The 17334-nt window shown below is 41.8% G+C and carries 16 protein-coding genes and 1 tRNA gene; 8 read left to right on the top strand and 9 right to left on the bottom strand.

The genetic code is table 11. The annotated features are described in order from the left end of the window. Positions 1-207 precede the first annotated feature (207 nt). The 5 genes from BLR84_RS04590 to BLR84_RS04610 all read right to left on the bottom strand — a co-directional run bounded on the left by BLR84_RS04590 (position 208) and on the right by BLR84_RS04610 (position 2945). Positions 208-735: a hypothetical protein gene (locus BLR84_RS04590; protein WP_090464967.1), complete on the bottom strand. Its 528-nt coding sequence runs from the start codon at positions 733-735 to the stop codon at positions 208-210. Beyond that, complete coding sequence (locus BLR84_RS04595) at positions 735-899, bottom strand: type II toxin-antitoxin system antitoxin (RefSeq protein ID WP_090464970.1); 165 nt, start codon at positions 897-899, stop codon at positions 735-737. The genes BLR84_RS04590 and BLR84_RS04595 overlap by 1 nt, the downstream gene beginning before the upstream one ends. 1 nt (position 900) lies before the next feature. Next, complete coding sequence (locus BLR84_RS04600) at positions 901-1464, bottom strand: hypothetical protein (protein WP_090464973.1); 564 nt, start codon at positions 1462-1464, stop codon at positions 901-903. A 78-nt stretch (positions 1465-1542) separates the two neighbouring features. Then, positions 1543-2082 (bottom strand): hypothetical protein, encoded by a 540-nt coding sequence (locus BLR84_RS04605; protein WP_090464976.1) that lies wholly within the window; start codon positions 2080-2082, stop codon positions 1543-1545. Between the two features lie 2 nt (positions 2083-2084). Further along, a complete protein-coding gene (locus BLR84_RS04610) occupies positions 2085-2945 on the bottom strand; it encodes an SPFH domain-containing protein (RefSeq protein WP_090464979.1) in 861 nt (286 codons plus the stop codon). A 223-nt stretch (positions 2946-3168) separates the two neighbouring features. Here BLR84_RS04610 and BLR84_RS04615 point away from each other — a divergent pair, with 223 nt between their 5' ends. The 4 genes from BLR84_RS04615 (at position 3169) to BLR84_RS04630 (ending at position 7753) form a co-directional block, all read left to right on the top strand. Next, positions 3169-5238: an HD family phosphohydrolase gene (locus tag BLR84_RS04615; protein ID WP_090464982.1), complete on the top strand. Its 2070-nt coding sequence runs from the start codon at positions 3169-3171 to the stop codon at positions 5236-5238. An 82-nt stretch (positions 5239-5320) separates the two neighbouring features. Continuing rightward, positions 5321-5407, top strand: a tRNA-Ser gene (locus BLR84_RS04620). Between the two features lie 320 nt (positions 5408-5727). Further along, positions 5728-6921, top strand: a complete 1194-nt coding sequence (locus BLR84_RS04625) for a putative sensor domain DACNV-containing protein (RefSeq protein WP_369829173.1) — start codon at positions 5728-5730, stop codon at positions 6919-6921. Between the two features lie 280 nt (positions 6922-7201). Then, positions 7202-7753 (top strand): hypothetical protein, encoded by a 552-nt coding sequence (locus tag BLR84_RS04630; RefSeq protein WP_090464989.1) that lies wholly within the window; start codon positions 7202-7204, stop codon positions 7751-7753. A gap of 106 nt (positions 7754-7859) precedes the next feature. On the opposite strand, the gene BLR84_RS29925 is transcribed toward BLR84_RS04630, so the two are convergent. After that, positions 7860-8021 carry a hypothetical protein gene (locus BLR84_RS29925; protein ID WP_176851946.1) on the bottom strand — a complete coding sequence of 54 codons (162 nt, stop codon included), beginning with the start codon at positions 8019-8021 and terminating at the stop codon, positions 7860-7862. 356 nt (positions 8022-8377) lie between these two features. Here BLR84_RS29925 and BLR84_RS30540 point away from each other — a divergent pair, with 356 nt between their 5' ends. Next, complete coding sequence (locus tag BLR84_RS30540) at positions 8378-8503, top strand: winged helix-turn-helix transcriptional regulator (protein WP_218128204.1); 126 nt, start codon at positions 8378-8380, stop codon at positions 8501-8503. Positions 8504-8701: 198 nt separating this feature from the next. On the opposite strand, the gene BLR84_RS04640 is transcribed toward BLR84_RS30540, so the two are convergent. The 3 genes from BLR84_RS04640 to BLR84_RS04650 all read right to left on the bottom strand — a co-directional run bounded on the left by BLR84_RS04640 (position 8702) and on the right by BLR84_RS04650 (position 10718). Further along, a complete protein-coding gene (locus tag BLR84_RS04640; RefSeq protein WP_090465820.1) occupies positions 8702-9091 on the bottom strand; it encodes a nuclear transport factor 2 family protein in 390 nt (129 codons plus the stop codon). Between the two features lie 71 nt (positions 9092-9162). After that, positions 9163-10053 (bottom strand): MBL fold metallo-hydrolase, encoded by an 891-nt coding sequence (locus tag BLR84_RS04645; RefSeq protein ID WP_090464992.1) that lies wholly within the window; start codon positions 10051-10053, stop codon positions 9163-9165. Between the two features lie 83 nt (positions 10054-10136). After that, a complete protein-coding gene (locus BLR84_RS04650; protein ID WP_090464997.1) occupies positions 10137-10718 on the bottom strand; it encodes a Crp/Fnr family transcriptional regulator in 582 nt (193 codons plus the stop codon). Between the two features lie 356 nt (positions 10719-11074). On the opposite strand from BLR84_RS04650, the gene BLR84_RS04655 reads away from it, so the two are divergent. The 3 genes from BLR84_RS04655 (at position 11075) to BLR84_RS04665 (ending at position 17300) form a co-directional block, all read left to right on the top strand. Next, positions 11075-11392: a putative quinol monooxygenase gene (locus BLR84_RS04655; RefSeq protein WP_090465000.1), complete on the top strand. Its 318-nt coding sequence runs from the start codon at positions 11075-11077 to the stop codon at positions 11390-11392. Positions 11393-11725: 333 nt separating this feature from the next. After that, complete coding sequence (locus BLR84_RS04660; RefSeq protein WP_176851947.1) at positions 11726-12781, top strand: efflux RND transporter periplasmic adaptor subunit; 1056 nt, start codon at positions 11726-11728, stop codon at positions 12779-12781. Positions 12782-12821: 40 nt separating this feature from the next. Further along, positions 12822-17300, top strand: coding sequence for an efflux RND transporter permease subunit (locus BLR84_RS04665; RefSeq protein ID WP_090465006.1), 4479 nt, complete (start codon positions 12822-12824; stop codon positions 17298-17300). The last annotated feature ends 34 nt before the right edge of the window (positions 17301-17334 follow it).

The raw sequence follows: 17334 nt of genomic DNA on the forward strand, positions 1-17334 counted from the left end.
CTCATTTTAACACTTTTTAACAAATTTTAACACGGTTTTGAGCAGTTTTTGAAACTTTAAAAAGTATTAAACTGTTGATATTCAAATAATTGAATTATAAATGGCCTGTTTTTGGCCTTGTTTTATCCTTAACAAAACAGCCCGGATCATCTATTATTAGAAGATCCGGGCTGCTGTATATACAAAGATACGGAATATTTGCCGCAGTTAATAAATATTGCTTCGGCTGCCCCGGCTTTGTAAGATTATAATATGCTCAGCAAGAAAACATAATAAGGGTATCATGTCTTCGGGGATGTCTTTCCTGATGAGGGTAATGGTATCTGTTAAGGAGAATGCCGGACTTTTTATATGCATTAAACTGCCCAATTTGGCCGAGATCCATTCATATTCATGTGAAAATAAGGACACGTCTGAAAATGTAGCCTTAAATCCGTTTACCATGATTAAGGTTGGGGGATCTGATAACCGACCATAATGCTTGGTGGCATGGCCTAACAGATTGTTATTATCATCATATATCAGGATCTCTCTTTTGCCGAAAGGTTCAAAATCATAATCGAATTTCCAGCTTTTACCAGCGGAATAGGCAAGTCCTGTTTCCCTTCCTAAACCATCGTAAATAAGTTTTCCGAAGTTATTGGTGTGGTCCGTTAAAAGATATTCGCCATCAAACAAGCTCTGTTTAACTAAATATAGGGTATCTGTAGCCGGGCTTATTTCCAAGAATTCCATTATTCCTTTTTCTTCTTCGCGCTTTTTTTACGGGCAAGCAGGGCTTGTTGCAGCAGGTATTCGACCTGGCCGTTAGTGCTCCGGAATTCCTCGGCGGCCCAGGTCTCTATTTCCTTCAGCATCTCCGGATTTATACGTAATATAAATGCTTTTTTTTCTGCCATATCACCTCCCTGCCCTTGCCACCATGGCGAAATCTGTTAGTTTTAGTAAAGCAGTTTTTGTTTGTTTTATCAGAATCAAATTTACGCCCAGTAAAGCCAGTGTGGGTATTAGTTTGGGCATGTCCTTTAGTTTGTTCAAATCAATAAAAACCTTAAATGGTATTGCAAAGTTCGCAAATTGCGATCGTACTATTAGCAGATCACCGTGTTGGGTATTTGTAAAAGTAAAGGTATTGGTGAGCACCCTTTTATTAAAAAAGGCGGCCTCAAAGCCATCGATCATATGAAGCCGCAATTTGCGCGATCCGAGCTTTGATGTAACCTTTCCACGGTCGCCGCCAAACTCCTCTATTAAAAAAGTACGGTGAAATATGTTCCGGCGTTTCAATATCCATGTGCTGTTTTCGGTCTCTAATGTAAACTCCAACCGCCATAAATTATCATAGCTCAATTTTCCATAACAAAACTCGCCATCGGTAAATTCATACCAGGGATGCAAAAAGCCATGCCTGACTACCGACAGTTCGTTTGTTTTTAGCTGTGAAAAGTTTCTGTAAGCCTCCATCGTATTCAAATTAACTCTAAAAGGGGCTTAGCCCTCTTTACATAAAGCAATGCATATTCATGACCGGTTTCTGTCATATCACCCCCCCACTCCTGCAGATGCCGCGGCCTTCTTCTGGTTTTGCAGAACCAGGTTTATACCCAGTAAAGCCAATAAAGACGGGTTGGGTATATTTTTTAATACATCCGGCTCCAGGAAAACTTTAAAAGGTGTTTTTAACTTCCATGACTCTTGTTTGATGTTCAGCAGATCGCCATACTGCGTATTGATTAAACTAAAGGTGCGTGTAAATACCTTCTTATTTAAATATACCGCCTCAAATCCGTCGTTCAAGCTCAGCATAGTTTTACGCGACCATATTTCGGGTGTGATGGTGCCTATCTGCATCCCATCGGTATCATTGATCAGTAATACCCGACTAAGTATGCCTTTGCTTTTGATGATCCAGGTTTTTTGTGCCGACTCTAAAATAGCCCCAACTTTCCACAGACCATCGTAGCTCAATTTGCCATAGCAAAACTGGCCATCGGTTAATTCAAACCAGGGGCGCCAAAAGCCATGCCGTATTACCAATAATTCATTGGAACGTAGTTGGTCAAAACTTCTGTAGTCATTCATCATTAATGATATAAAGTTCCGGTATTCACTACGGGGTTTACGCTGCGGTCACCACATAACACTACCAATAAGTTGCTTACCATGGCCGCTTTGCGTTCTTCGTCCAACTCCACAATATTTTTTTCGGAAAGCTTATTCAGTGCCATTTCAACCATACCTACAGCACCTTCCACAATAAGTCTGCGGGCTGCTATAATGGCCGATGCTTGCTGTACCTGTAACATGGAGTGTGCAATTTCGGGCGCATAGGCCAGGTGCGATATGCGGGCTTCCAGTACTTCTATACCGGCACGAGCCAATCGTTCGTTCAGCTCTTTTTCTAACAGCAGGCTTACCTGTTCGGCACCACCACGCAGGGTGATGTTGGCTGTTTCGTCCTCCAGATTATCATACGGGAAAGAGTTAGCCAGGTGACGAACCGCGGCCTCGCTCTGGATATTTACATATTGTATATAGTTTTCAACCGCGAATACGGCAGCGGCAGTATCCTTGATCTGCCATACAATAACAGCGGCAATTTCAATAGGGTTGCCAATGCTGTCGTTCACTTTAAGCTGTTGCCCGTTGAGGTTAAAAGCCCGTAATGATACTTTCTTTTTATTAGTGAAAGGATTAACCCAAAAAAAACCGTCTTTTTTTACACTACCGGTATATTGGCCAAAAAGTGTGAGCACTTTTGATTCGTTGGGGTTTACAACGATCATACCCGGAAGCACAAAAATAAAGCCGAACACCAGGAGGATCGATCCTAAAAGAAATCCCATGTCGGAAGAGAAGAGAATAGCGGCAATAACTAATAATACCAGGAAAAACGCCAGTGCGGTGAAGCCTGATGGCGGATTGATAGTTTTTTCGGTTTGCATGATAAGATGATTTTAAAATGATATCATAAAGATATCAAATTTAAATTGACAAATGCAAATAAAAAGAGTCAAGAGGTAAGAATCAAGAGTCAAGACCGAGAGCGGGATTGCGAATAATATTAAGCCATCAATATGTTTTTTATCTTGACTCTTGGCTCTTGATTCTTGACTCTTACCACATATAACAGAAACTTATATTATTTTTGAGCGGTTAATTAAATAAATGGCAAAACTATCCACTTCGCGCCAAAAGGCTTTATTGCGTAAATACTCGCGCAACGTTAAGTTTTTAATGATGTTGCTGAGCATTGGCCTCATTGTGTTTTTTTTACCCAAGCAGGCAAAATTTGGCTATGAATATGAAAAAGGCCGTATCTGGAATCAGAAAGACCTGGTATCGCCCTATAACTTCGCCATCCTCAAAACCGCTCAGGAAAACAAGAACGACCAAAAATCGGCCAAGGAAAGTATCACCCCCATTTATCAGCTGGATGCCGCGGTTGCCAACCAGCAGCTGGAAGGTTTTAAAAGCGATATCGAGATCAAATGGCATAATGCTGGCATCAACGACAAGCTTAAACCCAAGTATATTTCAACCGGTACCGATCTGCTGAAGGAAATATACGATACCGGAATTTTAAAACTGAACCCGCAATACCAGGTAAATTCAGAAAACTATCCCATTACCGTTTTAGACAAAAACGTGGCTACGGCCAAAAATACCAACGAACTGTTTACCAAAGAAAAGGCCCTGGCTTATTGCGACAAGATCCTGGGCAAACATACCGATCTGGATAAGGCTTTTTTGCTGGATATGCTGCAAAACCGGCTGCAAACCAATTTAAGCTATGATAATAACCTTACTTCGCGGCTCATTAATGAGGCTATTGAGGGCTTGTCTATCACCCGTGGAATGGTGCAGAAAGGGGAGGTGATTGTTTATAAAGGTTCGGTTATTAATGATGATGTTTACCAAAAGCTGGAATCATACAAACAAGCCTTTGAAGATAATGCCCGTACCAATGGTAATCGTAAGCTGGTGCTGCTGGGGCAGTTTTTCCTGGTGGGTATAGCCATATCCTTACTGATGATATTCCTGCACCTTTTCCGTAAGGATATTTATGCCGATAACCGCCTGGTAAGTTTGATATTACTGGTTATGACGGCCATGCTGGCCACTTTATCGCTGGCTATTAAACTACAGTTCCCTACCAACCTGTATTATATACCGTATTGTATTGTGCCCATCATTATCCGTATTTTGTTTGATACGCGTTTGGCGCTTAACATACATTTGCTGGTTGTATTGATTGCCGGCTTTTTTGTACCCAACAGCTTTGAGTTTACTTATTATGAGATCACGGCGGGGATGGTATCTATATATAGCATCAAAAACCTCATCAGGCGCGAGCAATTCCTGATCTCGGCGGTCATCATCATCTTCACTTATTTTGTGGCCTTTTTGGGGATCACCTTTATCCGCGAAGGTACTTTCCTGGATATCGACTGGATGGATTTTCTACCATTTGTAGTGAGCGTGCTGCTTACGCTGCTGGCTTATCCGCTCATTTATATTTTTGAAAAGATATTTGCCATCACCTCGGATATTACGCTCATTGAGCTCACCAATACCAACGCGCCTTTACTGCGCGAACTGGCCTTTAACGCTCCGGGTACATTCCAGCATTCATTGCAAGTGGCAAACCTTGCTGAGAACGCTATATACACCATTGGCGGCAATGCCTTGCTGGTAAGGGCAGGGGCGCTGTACCATGATATTGGTAAAATGGAAAATCCGCTGTTTTTTATCGAGAACCAAAGCTCGGGCTTTAACCCGCATGATAAGCTGCCTTATGAAGAGAGTGCCCAGATCATCATCAGGCACGTAAGCAAGGGGATTGAAATGGCGCGTAAGGCCAACCTGCCCGAGGTGATCATTGATTTTATACGTACCCACCATGGTAATACCCGGGTCGACTATTTTTACCAGTCGTCACTGAAGAATTTCCCAGAAAAATTCATCAATGAGAACATTTTCAGGTACCCGGGACCCATCCCTTTCACCAAAGAGGCGGGTGTTTTAATGCTGGCCGACTCCGTAGAGGCCGCTTCGAGGTCACTGAAAGAGCCGGATGAAGAGTCGATCAGTATTTTGGTAGACAGGATAGTGAAATACAAGCTCGATCAGAACCAGCTGAAAGACAGTAATATAACTTTAAAAGATATTGAAACCATCAAAACTATTTTTAAGCGGATGCTGATGAGTATTTATCATGTGCGAATAGATTATTAAAAATCGAACTTTTTTTTTGACGGGAAACTTGAATTACTATATTTGCAATCCCGAAAAACGGGGAACATATTGAAAAGAACACGGTGAGGTGCCTGAGAGGCCGAAAGGATCAGTTTGCTAAACTGACGTACGGGAAACTGTACCGAGGGTTCGAATCCCTCCCTCACCGCTGATTATAAAAAGTCCCGACAATTAATTGTCGGGACTTTTTTCGTTTGGATGGCAATGACTGCATGGGCTGAAGGGCAGTGTTTTTGTAGAGAATGACTGATTTAATTTATAGGAGATGGAATTCTATGTCATCAAAAGCCTATATTTAGTATTTTAACCTATCACAACAATGCCCAATCAAACACCTAACGACCTGGCTCTATTCGTTTTTCACGAGATACAACGATCGAATGTTTTACATAAGCCTTCCGAAACTGTTTTCCGAGAGTTGTTCAATACTTTGTTTTACACAAGTCTCCAAACGGGGAAGCGCAATTTATCAGAGTGACGATCACGCTCATTGATCCAAAATCTATTCCTAAAGATCCACATGGTTTTAACCGATTGGATGCGTGGATGCTTTTTCCGTTTGAAGAAGTGGTAGAGTTTTCTACAAAGAAGCTAGCAAAGCTGGCTAAAGCCGCGGATCCGTGGAGTTCAAGTCTCGCGGTTTATTACGACCAAGATGAAAAACTCTATGTTCATGGTATGATCGATCAGGCCATTCACTACCAAAGTTACCTCAACTACGAGCGGGAAGATAAACCACCACGCCCAGGTGTTATCCAGGTAATGATCACAGGAATCGGCATATTAAGTGTCATGCTTGATTATCACCAGATTGCTGTTTTGAATCAGGATAATTTAGTGACATCTTATGCCAGTGTGTTAACTACAGGGCCGGTAGCCGAATTTTTAAAAAAAGGGGCATCAGTTAGCCTATTCAGCGGATATGATACATTGTTAAAAGAGCTCACAGAAGAAGAAGTTACGTCATTGCATAAAATCAATTATAGATATTATGCACAGTCACTATGTCGCATACTTTTGAAAATAAAAAACTATGCACATGGGGGAGCACTTCTAATCACCAACGATTTTGAAATACGGAAGAACAGTAAACATAAGTTGTTTTACGATCGCATCCCGGTTGCAATTGAACATCTGGTTCTTGCGCAAGCGGATAACAGCGCATTGTTTGATGATGTTATAAAGTCGAAAAGAAATACAAAAGCGATACCTGGAAAGTTATTTGATGACCTGGATTACAATTATCAGGATATTGAAGATGCTTCACAAGAATTAAATGGGGCAGTAAGGTTTGTATCATCACTCACCTGTATAGACGGTCTAGTACTATTATCACCCCGTTTGGAGGTGAAGGGTTTCGGCACTCTGATTAGGGACATAGCACCACCAAAAGAAATACTGGTTTACAAGGATGTCGCTAACCCCAGCCCAAAAAGCCGTGTCAGTGTACAAAGTGCCGGGCATTATGGAACAAGGCACCAATCAATGATAGCGTATTGTAATAGCTACCCGGACAGTGTCGGATTTGTAGTCTCGCAGGATGGCGATATCCGGGCAATCAAATCGGTTAACGGAAAGATATATGTTTGGGAAAATATTAAGGTACATCACTTTTTAAAGACCAGTAAACTGCCTAAGTTGTTAAAAACGAGAACCCGCTGATGTTTCCCCCGCTACCGCAAGCGTCCCGCTTGTGGTAAATGTGCATGGCTTTCAGTTACTCAGCATGAAGACCACAAGCGGGACGCTTGCGGTAGCGGGGGGATAATTTTCGTCCTTCTGCTGACGCACGCGTGTCACGTGTGATCCTCATGCGGAATGAATAGCTAATTGATGAAAGCACACGCGGACGCGGCACGCGTGCGCCAGCAGCCATGGGCTGTATGATTATATTTGATTGGTCTTTTTGTTATACTTGTAACAGATACTTATCACTATTTTCATGACAAAAGATATCTACAATAGATCGATAGAAACTTGTGAAGTACAATTAGAGGGTTTTTGGGTCAAATCGGCACACTTTGGAATTGTTGGCTACCTGATTTTTATGCCATCTGTGATGTTGTTTCTTCATTTAATATATTTCTTTCAAAATAAACCTGATTCCTTTCGAGATGGAGAAATATGGATTATTGTTATCCCACTATTTTTATCAGTTATAGCCTACTGGATCCAAAAAAGACGATTAAAATTTCGTGTTATCAAAACAAAATTAAATCATAGTCAACTAAAAGCGTTACTCATAGAGGTGGCTAAAAAACTCAAATGGGAACCTGTTTCAACCACTAAGGACATTTATGTAGCTAGGACAAATCCCGGGTTTTTCTCTGGAAGCTGGGGAGAACAAATTACTGTTTTATTTTATCAGGATAGTGTTTTTGTAAATAGCATTTGCGATCCAAATAAAAGGCCGTCTGTTGTCTCCTGGGGAAGAAACAGAGAAAATGAGAATACATTAATTGATAAAATTAATGAAGTGGAAAGCAATCTGTAACTCAGGGACCCGCGTGCGCTAGCAGAGGCAAAATGAAATTTAAACAAAAACAGGACGCCCGTTTCATGCAGGCGCCCTGTAACCATATATAGGTATAAAGCCTGGTTTAACCGCAATGACAAGCACCGTCAATACAGGTGCCCGGTTGGTTTACTTCTGCACAATAATGTACACAGGAAGATGGCAAACAGGTAAGCGCCTGGCCGCCTTTTATTTTTTTCATTTCATTTTTTGTCAGGCTTGTGCCGAGATTTTTCAATTTTTTCATCGTTTTTAGTTTTTAAAGGTTAAGAATGACACACAAATTTACCTTAGAGCCTGCTGCGAAAGTTCACAGACTTATAGCAGTTCAGATGCAATAAGGTGGTTAACTAATATACGATAACATTAACCAATAATTACAATGAAGGTTTAACTAAAATTATGCTTTTAACCTTAATTTAGGTCCCCTCAGCGGGGGCAGCTATTATCGGGCAAATGGAAGATGCAGATCATTACATTCCTGCTGCGGAACGGTAAGACCCTCTATATGGGTTTGCAGAGAGAGTATGTGGCATTTCTTCAAGGGTTTTGTCAAAGGAATTGCAGGAACTGGAATAGCGTGAAATTATTTCCCGTATGGTTATGGATCCAAAACTCACTTCAGTCGAATATGAATTGACAGCATATGGTAAAACTTTAGAAAGTGTTTTATTCTCCATAGCAAATTGGGTCGCCGTGCACTGTAAAGATTTATTTCAAAATAAATAAAGGAGGAGATCAATCACCGGAAAAAAGTTACCAGCTGATTTTGGTTTGTCAGCAACCGGTATTGCATTGGGATATCGGTTTGATATAAATTGAAATGGGGAAGCCGGTTCAAAACTCGCTTCCCCATTAAATAGGATACTACTTAGCCCGGTAATTTATCAGCTACTCAAAAGCAATTAAAAGCAACGAATAGGCCTATTACTTCATGGAATTGTTTACTGATTGGCTATCAACAAATTGCTCAAAGCTGGTAATTTTCCCTTCTTTCAATTTCCAGACATGTGCTACCCTTGCCTCAAAATATTTACCTGTGGCTTTGTTGGTACCCGTGTAAGTGCCGTAGGCAACTACCTTATCATCGCCGGCAACATAGTCTTCAGGTGTAAATTTATAATCTATCCATTCGCTGCCTAAGCGGTAAAATACATTTTTGGTAACTTCTTCTAAACCAGTATAAGTGCCTGCATATGGAAAGCCTTTAGCTTCGGTCCAACTAAAGTTCTCTGCAACATATTTAGCTAGGTTTTTGCCGTTTTCTTCAGAAGTTTTACCCTCGTAGGTGCTCCTTACGATTTCTAAATTTGTCATTTTGTTTTTATTTAAAGAACAACCTGACGACAGCGCAATAAACATGGCCAGGCTGAACAGGATGGATAATTTTACCATTTCATTTCACCCGTGTTTACTTTGGCTCCTATTTGCAAGGCGATGTCAAAAGTAAGCGCAGGGTATTTTGCTTTTAACGCGGCGATCAGGGTTTCCGAAGTTTTATTGGTTTTCAAAGTTTCTTCGTAGAACTGGATATAATCTTTTGTATGCTTCACAGCGCTCAGATCGAATTCGCTTTCTGACTTGGCGTGAGCCGGAACTACAATTGTTGGCTGCAACGCCTTAATTTTGTCTAAAACGCTGATCCATTCTTTACGGGCTTCCGTTGTTTGTGCATCAGCCATCCAAAGATGGAAAGTGGTTCCAAATACATTAATACCACCGATCACAGCCTTGATAGACGGTATCCATACAAAAGTTTTAGCCGGAAATTCCTCTAAACCGATGATCTCTAATTTCTGTCCTTCCAGGTCAATGCTGTTTCCTTTTAGAACCTGTGGTAAAACAACGTTTGAAGTGACTTTATTACCCAATTGCCCGCCCCAAACGTCTAATTTCTTCTGAGCTGTCGCTTTAATATGCTCTACGGTTGCCGGTGAAGCATAAGCGGTTACTTCCGGGAAATATTTTTTGAATACTTCCAACCCGAAGTAAAAATCAGGGTCGCCATAAGAAACATAAATAGCGGTTAATTTTTTACCTGAATTTTTGATTTCCTGGGCTACCTTTTCGGCATCTGCCAGGGTAAACTGTGCGTCGATCAAAACCGCATCTGTTTTTCCGGATACGATGACCGAAGCTACACCAAAACTATTTTCTGATGCGTTGTAAACCTGTAGTTTTAGATTGTTTGCTTCAATAGTTTTGAAACTTTGTGCCTGTACGTCCATTTTGAATAAGATTAAGATGATTAAAAATGCTGCTGAAATAGTTGGTTTCATTTTTGTTGTTTTTAATGACGATACAAAGATGCGGTCATCAAAAGCCTGAAAAGGTTGAACAAGTTCAATAAATGAAGTTCAGCCTATTTTTTATGGGCGATCTTATTTCTTATTTTGCTCAAAAACTCGTGACTGATACCAAGGTAAGCAGCTATCTGAAGATTAGAAAGCCGCCTGAAGAGCTGGGGATATCTTTCTATAAACTCCGCATAGCGTTGATCGGCAGTTTTACCTAAATTATCGATCATTCTTCTTTGGAGGGCGACATGGGTCTTTTGCGTCATTACCCGGAACAACTTCTCTATTTTAGGTAAATTAGCATAAGCAAACTCCTTGTTTTTTTTTGAAATTAAAAGCACCTCACTATCTTCAATAGCTTCAATAAAAAGCTGTGACGGTCTTTCATTAGTAAAGCTGTCAATATCCGTGATCCACCAGTTTTCTATAGCAAAATAGAGTATTTGCTCTGCTGCGTTTTTGTCAATATGATAAACCCGGAACATTCCCTTGGTAACAAAGCCTTCAAACCTGCAAACTTCGCCCGCTTTTAGAAGTATTTGTTTTTTACTAACGTTTTTCAATTCAAACAATGTCGTAAAGCCGGAAAGCTCCGCCTCAGTAAGATGGACATGTTGTTCAATATGATCGCATAACAATTGGTACATAGTAATGGTAAATTATTAATTCAATTTTGAAGATTTTCGTATAAATAAGCGCTGTTTTGGGCAATGAGCCGGTTTGCTCCGGCAAGTTACTGATTTGTGCTGATTGAGCAGGTTACCATCTGCTTACCCAAAGGTAACTGCTTACTTTTGTATGGCATAAAGACCTAATTTTGACCAGCGGTTAAATGCTCTAAAACAGATCAAATGAATAGTAAAAAAACAAGAATTGCTTATTGTAATGTTGTTAAAACAGGGAACGGTTTAAAATGAATTTACCCAACAGATAAGAAACTACACTTAATATATTGATCGATGCTGTCATTTATTCCTTTGGTCATATTTTATATACCTTAAAAATGAAAACGATAGAAATAGTTTATGTAGCCATGACATGTGCTCCGGAAAACAGCGAAAAGTTTGGAGATCATCTTCAGTATACAGCAGGGGACGTAAGAAAAATGGAAGGGTGTATTAAATTTGACTGCCTGAATAGTCCGGAAGACACCAATCGCTTTGTAGCTTATTTAGAATTCGGTTGCAGGGTAGGTCTCCAGAGATATAAACGTTCGGATGCTGCCGATAATATCAATAAATGGTTGTTCCCCATGCTTACCAGATCTCCAGTGTACAGGCGTTACCAGGCCGTAGTTATTCAAAGTAGCGATAACCTGTAAAGGTTGCTTAAGCTATGAATATGGAATGGTTTGTTCTTTGTTAATTGTATTTTTCTGCTCAATAGGCCGATCTTATGAACAGAGAAGAGCCGTATTCCAGCCTCATTGTATCCCACGATGATAGCCATTAAGTTTCTCATTTTTTCTATCGTCGTCGGGAGATGTATCCGTTTTCAATTTCAAAACCATCATTTCAGTTCCCGTTATAACATATTCAGTATCCGATTCTGTCAACTCGGTCAGTTAAAATAAAATAGACCTTTAAACTGGTACATTTTTGCATCAAAAGTTTGCAAGATGTACCAGAATTCCATAAAAAAATACTACAAACCAATGCTCTTCATAGGGGTTTCAGCCCTGGTGGTTGTGGGCGTCATGGCTAAGCTAAGCAGCAATCAGGAAGTTATTAAAAATGAAATTAAACAGGAGCTAAAAACAGTTGATTATGCCGCCCGGGCAACATTAGTAAAAGAGATGAATTTCTCAGATGCTTACACCTACCGGGGAACTATTGAAGCAGGAAAAACCATTACCTTAACTGCAGAAACGGACGGTAAAGTTGTTTATTCCGCCATTGAAAAAGGGAATGCCGTGGCTAAAGGAGCAACATTGGTTAAGGTAGACAGATCAACACGTTTTTCTTCTTATCAGATCAGTGAGGATACCTATAACAAAGCTAAAAGTGATTATGCCAAGCTTAAAGAACTTCAGGATTCAGGTAATGCATCCGGAGTAGAAGTAGAGAACGCAAAGCTACAGATGCAGAATGCCGCTTCTCAATTAAACATTAATAAAAAACAGATTGATCAAACCTTAGTATTGGCTCCTGAAAGCGGAACGGTAATCGATAAGAAGATAAACCAGGGTGAGTATGTTACTCCCGGTACAACACTGGGCTCCATCGCCTGTTTAAATGAGGTATTGGTTAATGTATTTGTTCAGGAAAATGAAGTTTCCCGGCTTAAAAAGGGAGCCGCGGTAACTGTGAGGGCTGATGCATATCCTGGAGTAACATTTACCGGCAAGGTATCAGCCATTATACCTGTTGCATCGGCGGCCAAAACATTCCCGGTGGAGATAAAAATTATCAACGACAAGCCGCAGAAACTGTTGGCGGGAATGAATGTGTCTGTATTTTTTGGAGATGAAAAACGATCAACAGTATTAGTAATACCCCGCAGCGCCTTAACCGGTAATAAAAAGCAGGCTGCCGTCTATCTCATCCACCTGTCCCGCCACCCGGTACTTACACCCATCGTTCTTGGAAAAGAATATGATACTTACCTGGGCGTATCCAGCGGACTAAAAGCCGGAGATACCGTGATGACATCAGGCCTGCTGAATGTAGAACCCGGCAAAAAGATCCAATGGTTTACGATCCAAAAGTAAGCCGGTTAAATAATTTTTAAATCATTCCAAATCTATTTTTATGAGCATCACCGGACTGGCTATTAAAAGGCCGATCTTATTCATCGTATTCTTTCTGATCCTGGGTGGTTTGAGTGTCATCAGCTACCAGAATTTAAAATATGAATTGTTGCCCAACCTGGCTACACCAACTATTACTGTGATCACAGCGTACCCCGGCGCTTCACCCGAAGACGTGGAAAACAGCGTCACCAAAAAAATTGAAGATGCGGTTGCAGGCGTAAGTAAAAGCAAAAAGGTCAATTCTTTATCGGCCGATAATCTTTCTGTCGTATCCATTGAATTTATGGCTGATGCCAACCCTGATCAGGCTATGCAGGAAGTACAGCGTACTGTAAATGGTACTTTATCGGATTTTCCGGAGGGTGTTAAAGCACCCGTATTGGAGAAATTCAATGTGAATGACCTGCCGGTGTTAAAGCTTGCAGTAACTGCAGCCATCACACCAACCGAATTATATGATCTTGTTAATAATCGGCTTAAGCCCCGGCTGGCACAGGTAAAAGGTGTTGGCAAAGTGAAGATCCTTGGAGGAACACCCAAAGAGATCAAAGTACTGGCTAAACAGGATAAACTGATCAGCAACGGATTATCCATAACCGATCTTTATGAAACGATCAGGAAGGCGAATGCTGATTACCCCGTAGGAACGATCAAGGATAAGGATGCGCAGTTTGGTGTTAAACTGGGTGGTAAGTTGACAGATACCAACCAGGTAAAAAATTTAAAGATCAAAAACTATCCGGATGGCAGCAGCTTGAGCGTGAAGGATGTCGCGACGGTAAAGATCAGCCATAAGGACGAAGAGATCAGTAGCCGCCTTAACGGCCAGTCATCAATAGCCTTATTTATAAATAAACAATCCGGTGCCAACGCCGCGGAAGTAACAAAAGTTGTAAGGGAAGAATTGCAAAAGATCGAACAGGAATATGCCGGTAAAAAGATCAGATTCAATGTGGCCCAGGACAGCTCTGAATTTACACTAGAGGCAGCTCATCAGGTATATGACGATTTGGGTATCGCCATACTGTTGGTGGCGCTGGTTATGCTGGTGTTTTTGCACAGTATCCGCAACTCGCTGATCATTATGGTATCCATCCCGGCCTCCTTGTTCAGTGCATTTATCATGATGTATGCGTTGGACTATTCGCTTAACCTGATGACCTTACTGGCGATGAGCCTGGTGATCGGTGTACTGGTAGATGACTCCATCGTGGTGCTGGAGAACATTTACCATCATCTGGAAAAGGGAAAAGATAAGTGGGATGCCGCGCTGGACGGCCGTAACGAAATTGGCTTTGCGGCATTATCTATTACACTGGTGGATGTCGTAGTATTCCTGCCTATGACGCTGGTGCCGGGATTGGTGGGTAGTTTGATCAAGGAGTTTTCACTGGTTATTGTTGTGTCAACGTTGTCGAGCCTGATCGTGTCCTTTACCTTGACACCTATGATCGCTTCCCGATTTGCCAAACTGGAGCATTTAAGTACAAAAACAATCTTTGGCAGGGCGGGCCTCTGGTTTGAAGCCAGGATGCATGATCTTACAGATGGATATGGCAGGTTGCTAACCTGGGGGCTTAACCACAGAATCGTGATCGGTTTGATAGCAATCACCATTCTCGGTGGTTCTTTAACGCTCCTTACTTCCAATACGGTTGGAACAGAGTTTCTGCCGACAGCAGACAAAGGTGAACTATCGTTGTTCGTTGACCTGCAGCCAGGCACTAAACTGGCCGAAACTGACTCAACGGTCCGGATCATTGAAAATAAACTAAAAACCGTTCCGGAGATTACCAAAGTGTTTTCTAATACGGGGTATCAAAACGATGGTTTTAATGAAAAATACAGTTCGAACCTGGCAACCATCAATGTGTCGCTAATCCCGTCAACCGAACGGAAGAAAAGCTTGTCGCAACTATCCAGGGATCTGAAGGCATTGTCCATGGAAGTTACGGGTGTTAAAAGCCGGGTTTCACCCATCGGTTTGTTTGGTGCCAATGAAGCGCCGGTACAGCTGCTGATTACCGGAACGAATCGGGATAGCGTAAATACCGCTGCATCGATTATCCTTGACCACATTCGTAGTGTCAATGGATTGGTTAGTCCAAGATTATCTTCTGAATCGGGTAAACCTGAAATGAAGCTGGTAGCGGATCGTGACCAGATGGCCAGACTGGGATTAAACACGGAAGCAGTAGGGGACGCGATGCGGATGGCCGTTTATGGTAATGACCAGCTTAAATTCCGCGATCAGGATAAAGAAACCGATACCAGGATACAATTGGATGTCAGCGACCGCAATAAAACGGATCAGTTAATGAAACTCACGTTCATTAATGCGAATAACCAGTTAGTGTATTTAAGCCAGTTTGCCAAAGTTGTTCAGCAATCCGGTCCTTCAGGTCTTGAGCGAAGGAATAAGCAACCCAGTATCACTTTGCTGGCGCAGGTTTCCGGCAGACCGGTAGGCGATGTGGGCGAAGACCTTAAACAGGAAATAGCAAAGCTGAACCTTAGTAAAGATGTCAAAGTTCTATATGAAGGTGATCTGGAGCTTCAGGATGATTCTTTTACTAACCTGGGCATGGCTTTATTGGTATCCTTTGCTTTGATCTACCTGATCATGGTTACGCTTTATAATAACTGGCTATTCCCCCTTGTGATCTTGTTTTCTATACCGCTGGCAATTTCTGGGGCCTTGCTGGCACTGGCATTGACCGCCAAATCCATGAATGTATTTTCTATTTTCGGTTTGATCATGATGATGGGCTTGGTGGTTAAAAACGGAATCTTGCTGGTAGATAAAACCAACGATCTCTTAAATGATGATACAGGTATTGATCAGGTCAACGAGGCATTGGTAGAAGCAGGTAAAGCCAGGTTCAGACCGATACTAATGACTACACTGGCCATGGTGATCGGTATGTTACCACTGGCATTAGCAAGCGGAGCATCCTCTGCGTTCAGCAGCGGCCTTGCCTGGGTGCTGATCGGCGGATTGAGCAGCAGCATGTTCCTAACACTGGTGGTTGTACCGGTAGTGTACAATACCATGATGAGGCTAAAAACAAGCCTGAGCAATTTGTGGCAAAGGCTGGCCATAAAAAAATCGGCAGGAACAGTGGCATTGGTTTTTATAGGCTTCATGCTCGGGCTGAATAGTGTAAACACAGCACATGCCCAGGCGAAAATATCGCTTTCTTTAAAACAGGCCGTATCTACAGGCTTGAACGCCAATCAACAAATCAAACTGGCGGAGATCGATGCGCAGAAGGCCAAATATGGTTTGAAGGAGGCCCAGTCTTATCAATATCCACAGGTTGGCATCACGGTAGAATACGTTCGGAATTTAAAACCGGCTGTTTTCTTTCTCCCTACATTCGGAATCAACTCGGCTTCACAGATCACTTATGATGACAAAAATCTGCAACCGATAAATGCCTCTGCCAAAAACGCCTATAACGGGAATATCAACGTTAGTATGCCACTTTTTAATGAGGAGGTCGCCGGAAATGTGAAGACAGCGCATTTAAATGAAGGACTCAATAATGCCAATGTGGAGTTGAGTCGCTGGGAACTGGCAGATGAGATCCGGAAGGCCTATTTCAATATTTTAATTGCCCGGCAGAACCTGGTGCTGACCAATGCAGCCCTAAATCGCTCACAGCGTAATTTAAAGGACAGCCGCCTGTTATGTGGTAAAGGTTATGCCAATAAAAGCGATACACTGAATGCCTGGAGTAATGTAGAACTGATGAAGATTAACTGTGGTAAAGCAGGAATAGCCGTAAAACAATCCGGTAATTATCTGAAGTCGCTTTTAAATCTGTCACTGGACAAAGAGCTGGAGCTGACAGATAGCGTTGGTGTAGCATTATTAGGCGAACAGCGGAGTGCCATGAATGATAGTGTGCAACTCGACCATGGCAAACGCCCTGATCTGAAGGTTAATGACTGGAAAAACCAAATTGCCCGGCAGCAGGTTAAAAATGAGCAATCAAAATATTTGCCATCACTGGCCTTTGTAAGCCAGTATTCTTTGCAGGCGCAGTCAGATAATTTCAATTTCAGCCGCTACAATGTACCCAACAGTTTTTACGTGGGTATTCAACTCACTATTCCCATCTTCACGGGTTTTCGTACCGATGCCAGGGTCAAACAAAGTAAGCTCGCTTTAGAGCAGGTGATCACCGAACGCGGCCTAATGGAGAACCGGGCGAATCTGCAAGTTCGTAATAACCGCCTGACCATCATAGAAAACACCAACAAAATAAAAGGTCAGCAGAATATCAGATCTGCGAGAGAACAGGCATTAGTCTTTATACAGACCCGATGGCAAAGGGGCTTTGCTAAATATACCGATGTGGCAGACGCGGAATTGCAGTTAGTTCAGGCAGATAATGACTATACCCAAAGTGTTTTCGAATACCTCACCGCAGTTGCCGGATATTATAAAGCAACAGGCACCATCCTTTAAATCTTTTATAGCAGTTTGAATTTTCATCAATCAC

The sequence above is a fragment of the Mucilaginibacter sp. OK268 genome (genome assembly GCF_900103125.1).
In the GTDB taxonomy this organism is placed as follows: domain Bacteria; phylum Bacteroidota; class Bacteroidia; order Sphingobacteriales; family Sphingobacteriaceae; genus Mucilaginibacter.

Bases quoted from the DNA above. Each gene is read 5' to 3' on its own strand.
- BLR84_RS04590 (WP_090464967.1), bottom strand. From the start codon at position 735: ATGGAATTCTTGGAAATAAGCCCGGCTACAGATACCCTATATTTAGTT.
- BLR84_RS04595 (WP_090464970.1), bottom strand. From the start codon at position 899: ATGGCAGAAAAAAAAGCATTTATATTACGTATAAATCCGGAGATGCTG.
- BLR84_RS04600 (WP_090464973.1), bottom strand. From the start codon at position 1,464: ATGGAGGCTTACAGAAACTTTTCACAGCTAAAAACAAACGAACTGTCG.
- BLR84_RS04605 (WP_090464976.1), bottom strand. From the start codon at position 2,082: ATGAATGACTACAGAAGTTTTGACCAACTACGTTCCAATGAATTATTG.
- BLR84_RS04610 (WP_090464979.1), bottom strand. From the start codon at position 2,945: ATGCAAACCGAAAAAACTATCAATCCGCCATCAGGCTTCACCGCACTG.
- BLR84_RS04615 (WP_090464982.1), top strand. From the start codon at position 3,169: ATGGCAAAACTATCCACTTCGCGCCAAAAGGCTTTATTGCGTAAATAC.
- BLR84_RS04630 (WP_090464989.1), top strand. From the start codon at position 7,202: ATGACAAAAGATATCTACAATAGATCGATAGAAACTTGTGAAGTACAA.
- BLR84_RS29925 (WP_176851946.1), bottom strand. From the start codon at position 8,021: ATGAAAAAATTGAAAAATCTCGGCACAAGCCTGACAAAAAATGAAATG.
- BLR84_RS30540 (WP_218128204.1), top strand. From the start codon at position 8,378: ATGGATCCAAAACTCACTTCAGTCGAATATGAATTGACAGCATATGGT.
- BLR84_RS04640 (WP_090465820.1), bottom strand. From the start codon at position 9,091: ATGACAAATTTAGAAATCGTAAGGAGCACCTACGAGGGTAAAACTTCT.
- BLR84_RS04645 (WP_090464992.1), bottom strand. From the start codon at position 10,053: ATGAAACCAACTATTTCAGCAGCATTTTTAATCATCTTAATCTTATTC.
- BLR84_RS04650 (WP_090464997.1), bottom strand. From the start codon at position 10,718: ATGTACCAATTGTTATGCGATCATATTGAACAACATGTCCATCTTACT.
- BLR84_RS04655 (WP_090465000.1), top strand. From the start codon at position 11,075: ATGAAAACGATAGAAATAGTTTATGTAGCCATGACATGTGCTCCGGAA.
- BLR84_RS04660 (WP_176851947.1), top strand. From the start codon at position 11,726: ATGCTCTTCATAGGGGTTTCAGCCCTGGTGGTTGTGGGCGTCATGGCT.
- BLR84_RS04665 (WP_090465006.1), top strand. From the start codon at position 12,822: ATGAGCATCACCGGACTGGCTATTAAAAGGCCGATCTTATTCATCGTA.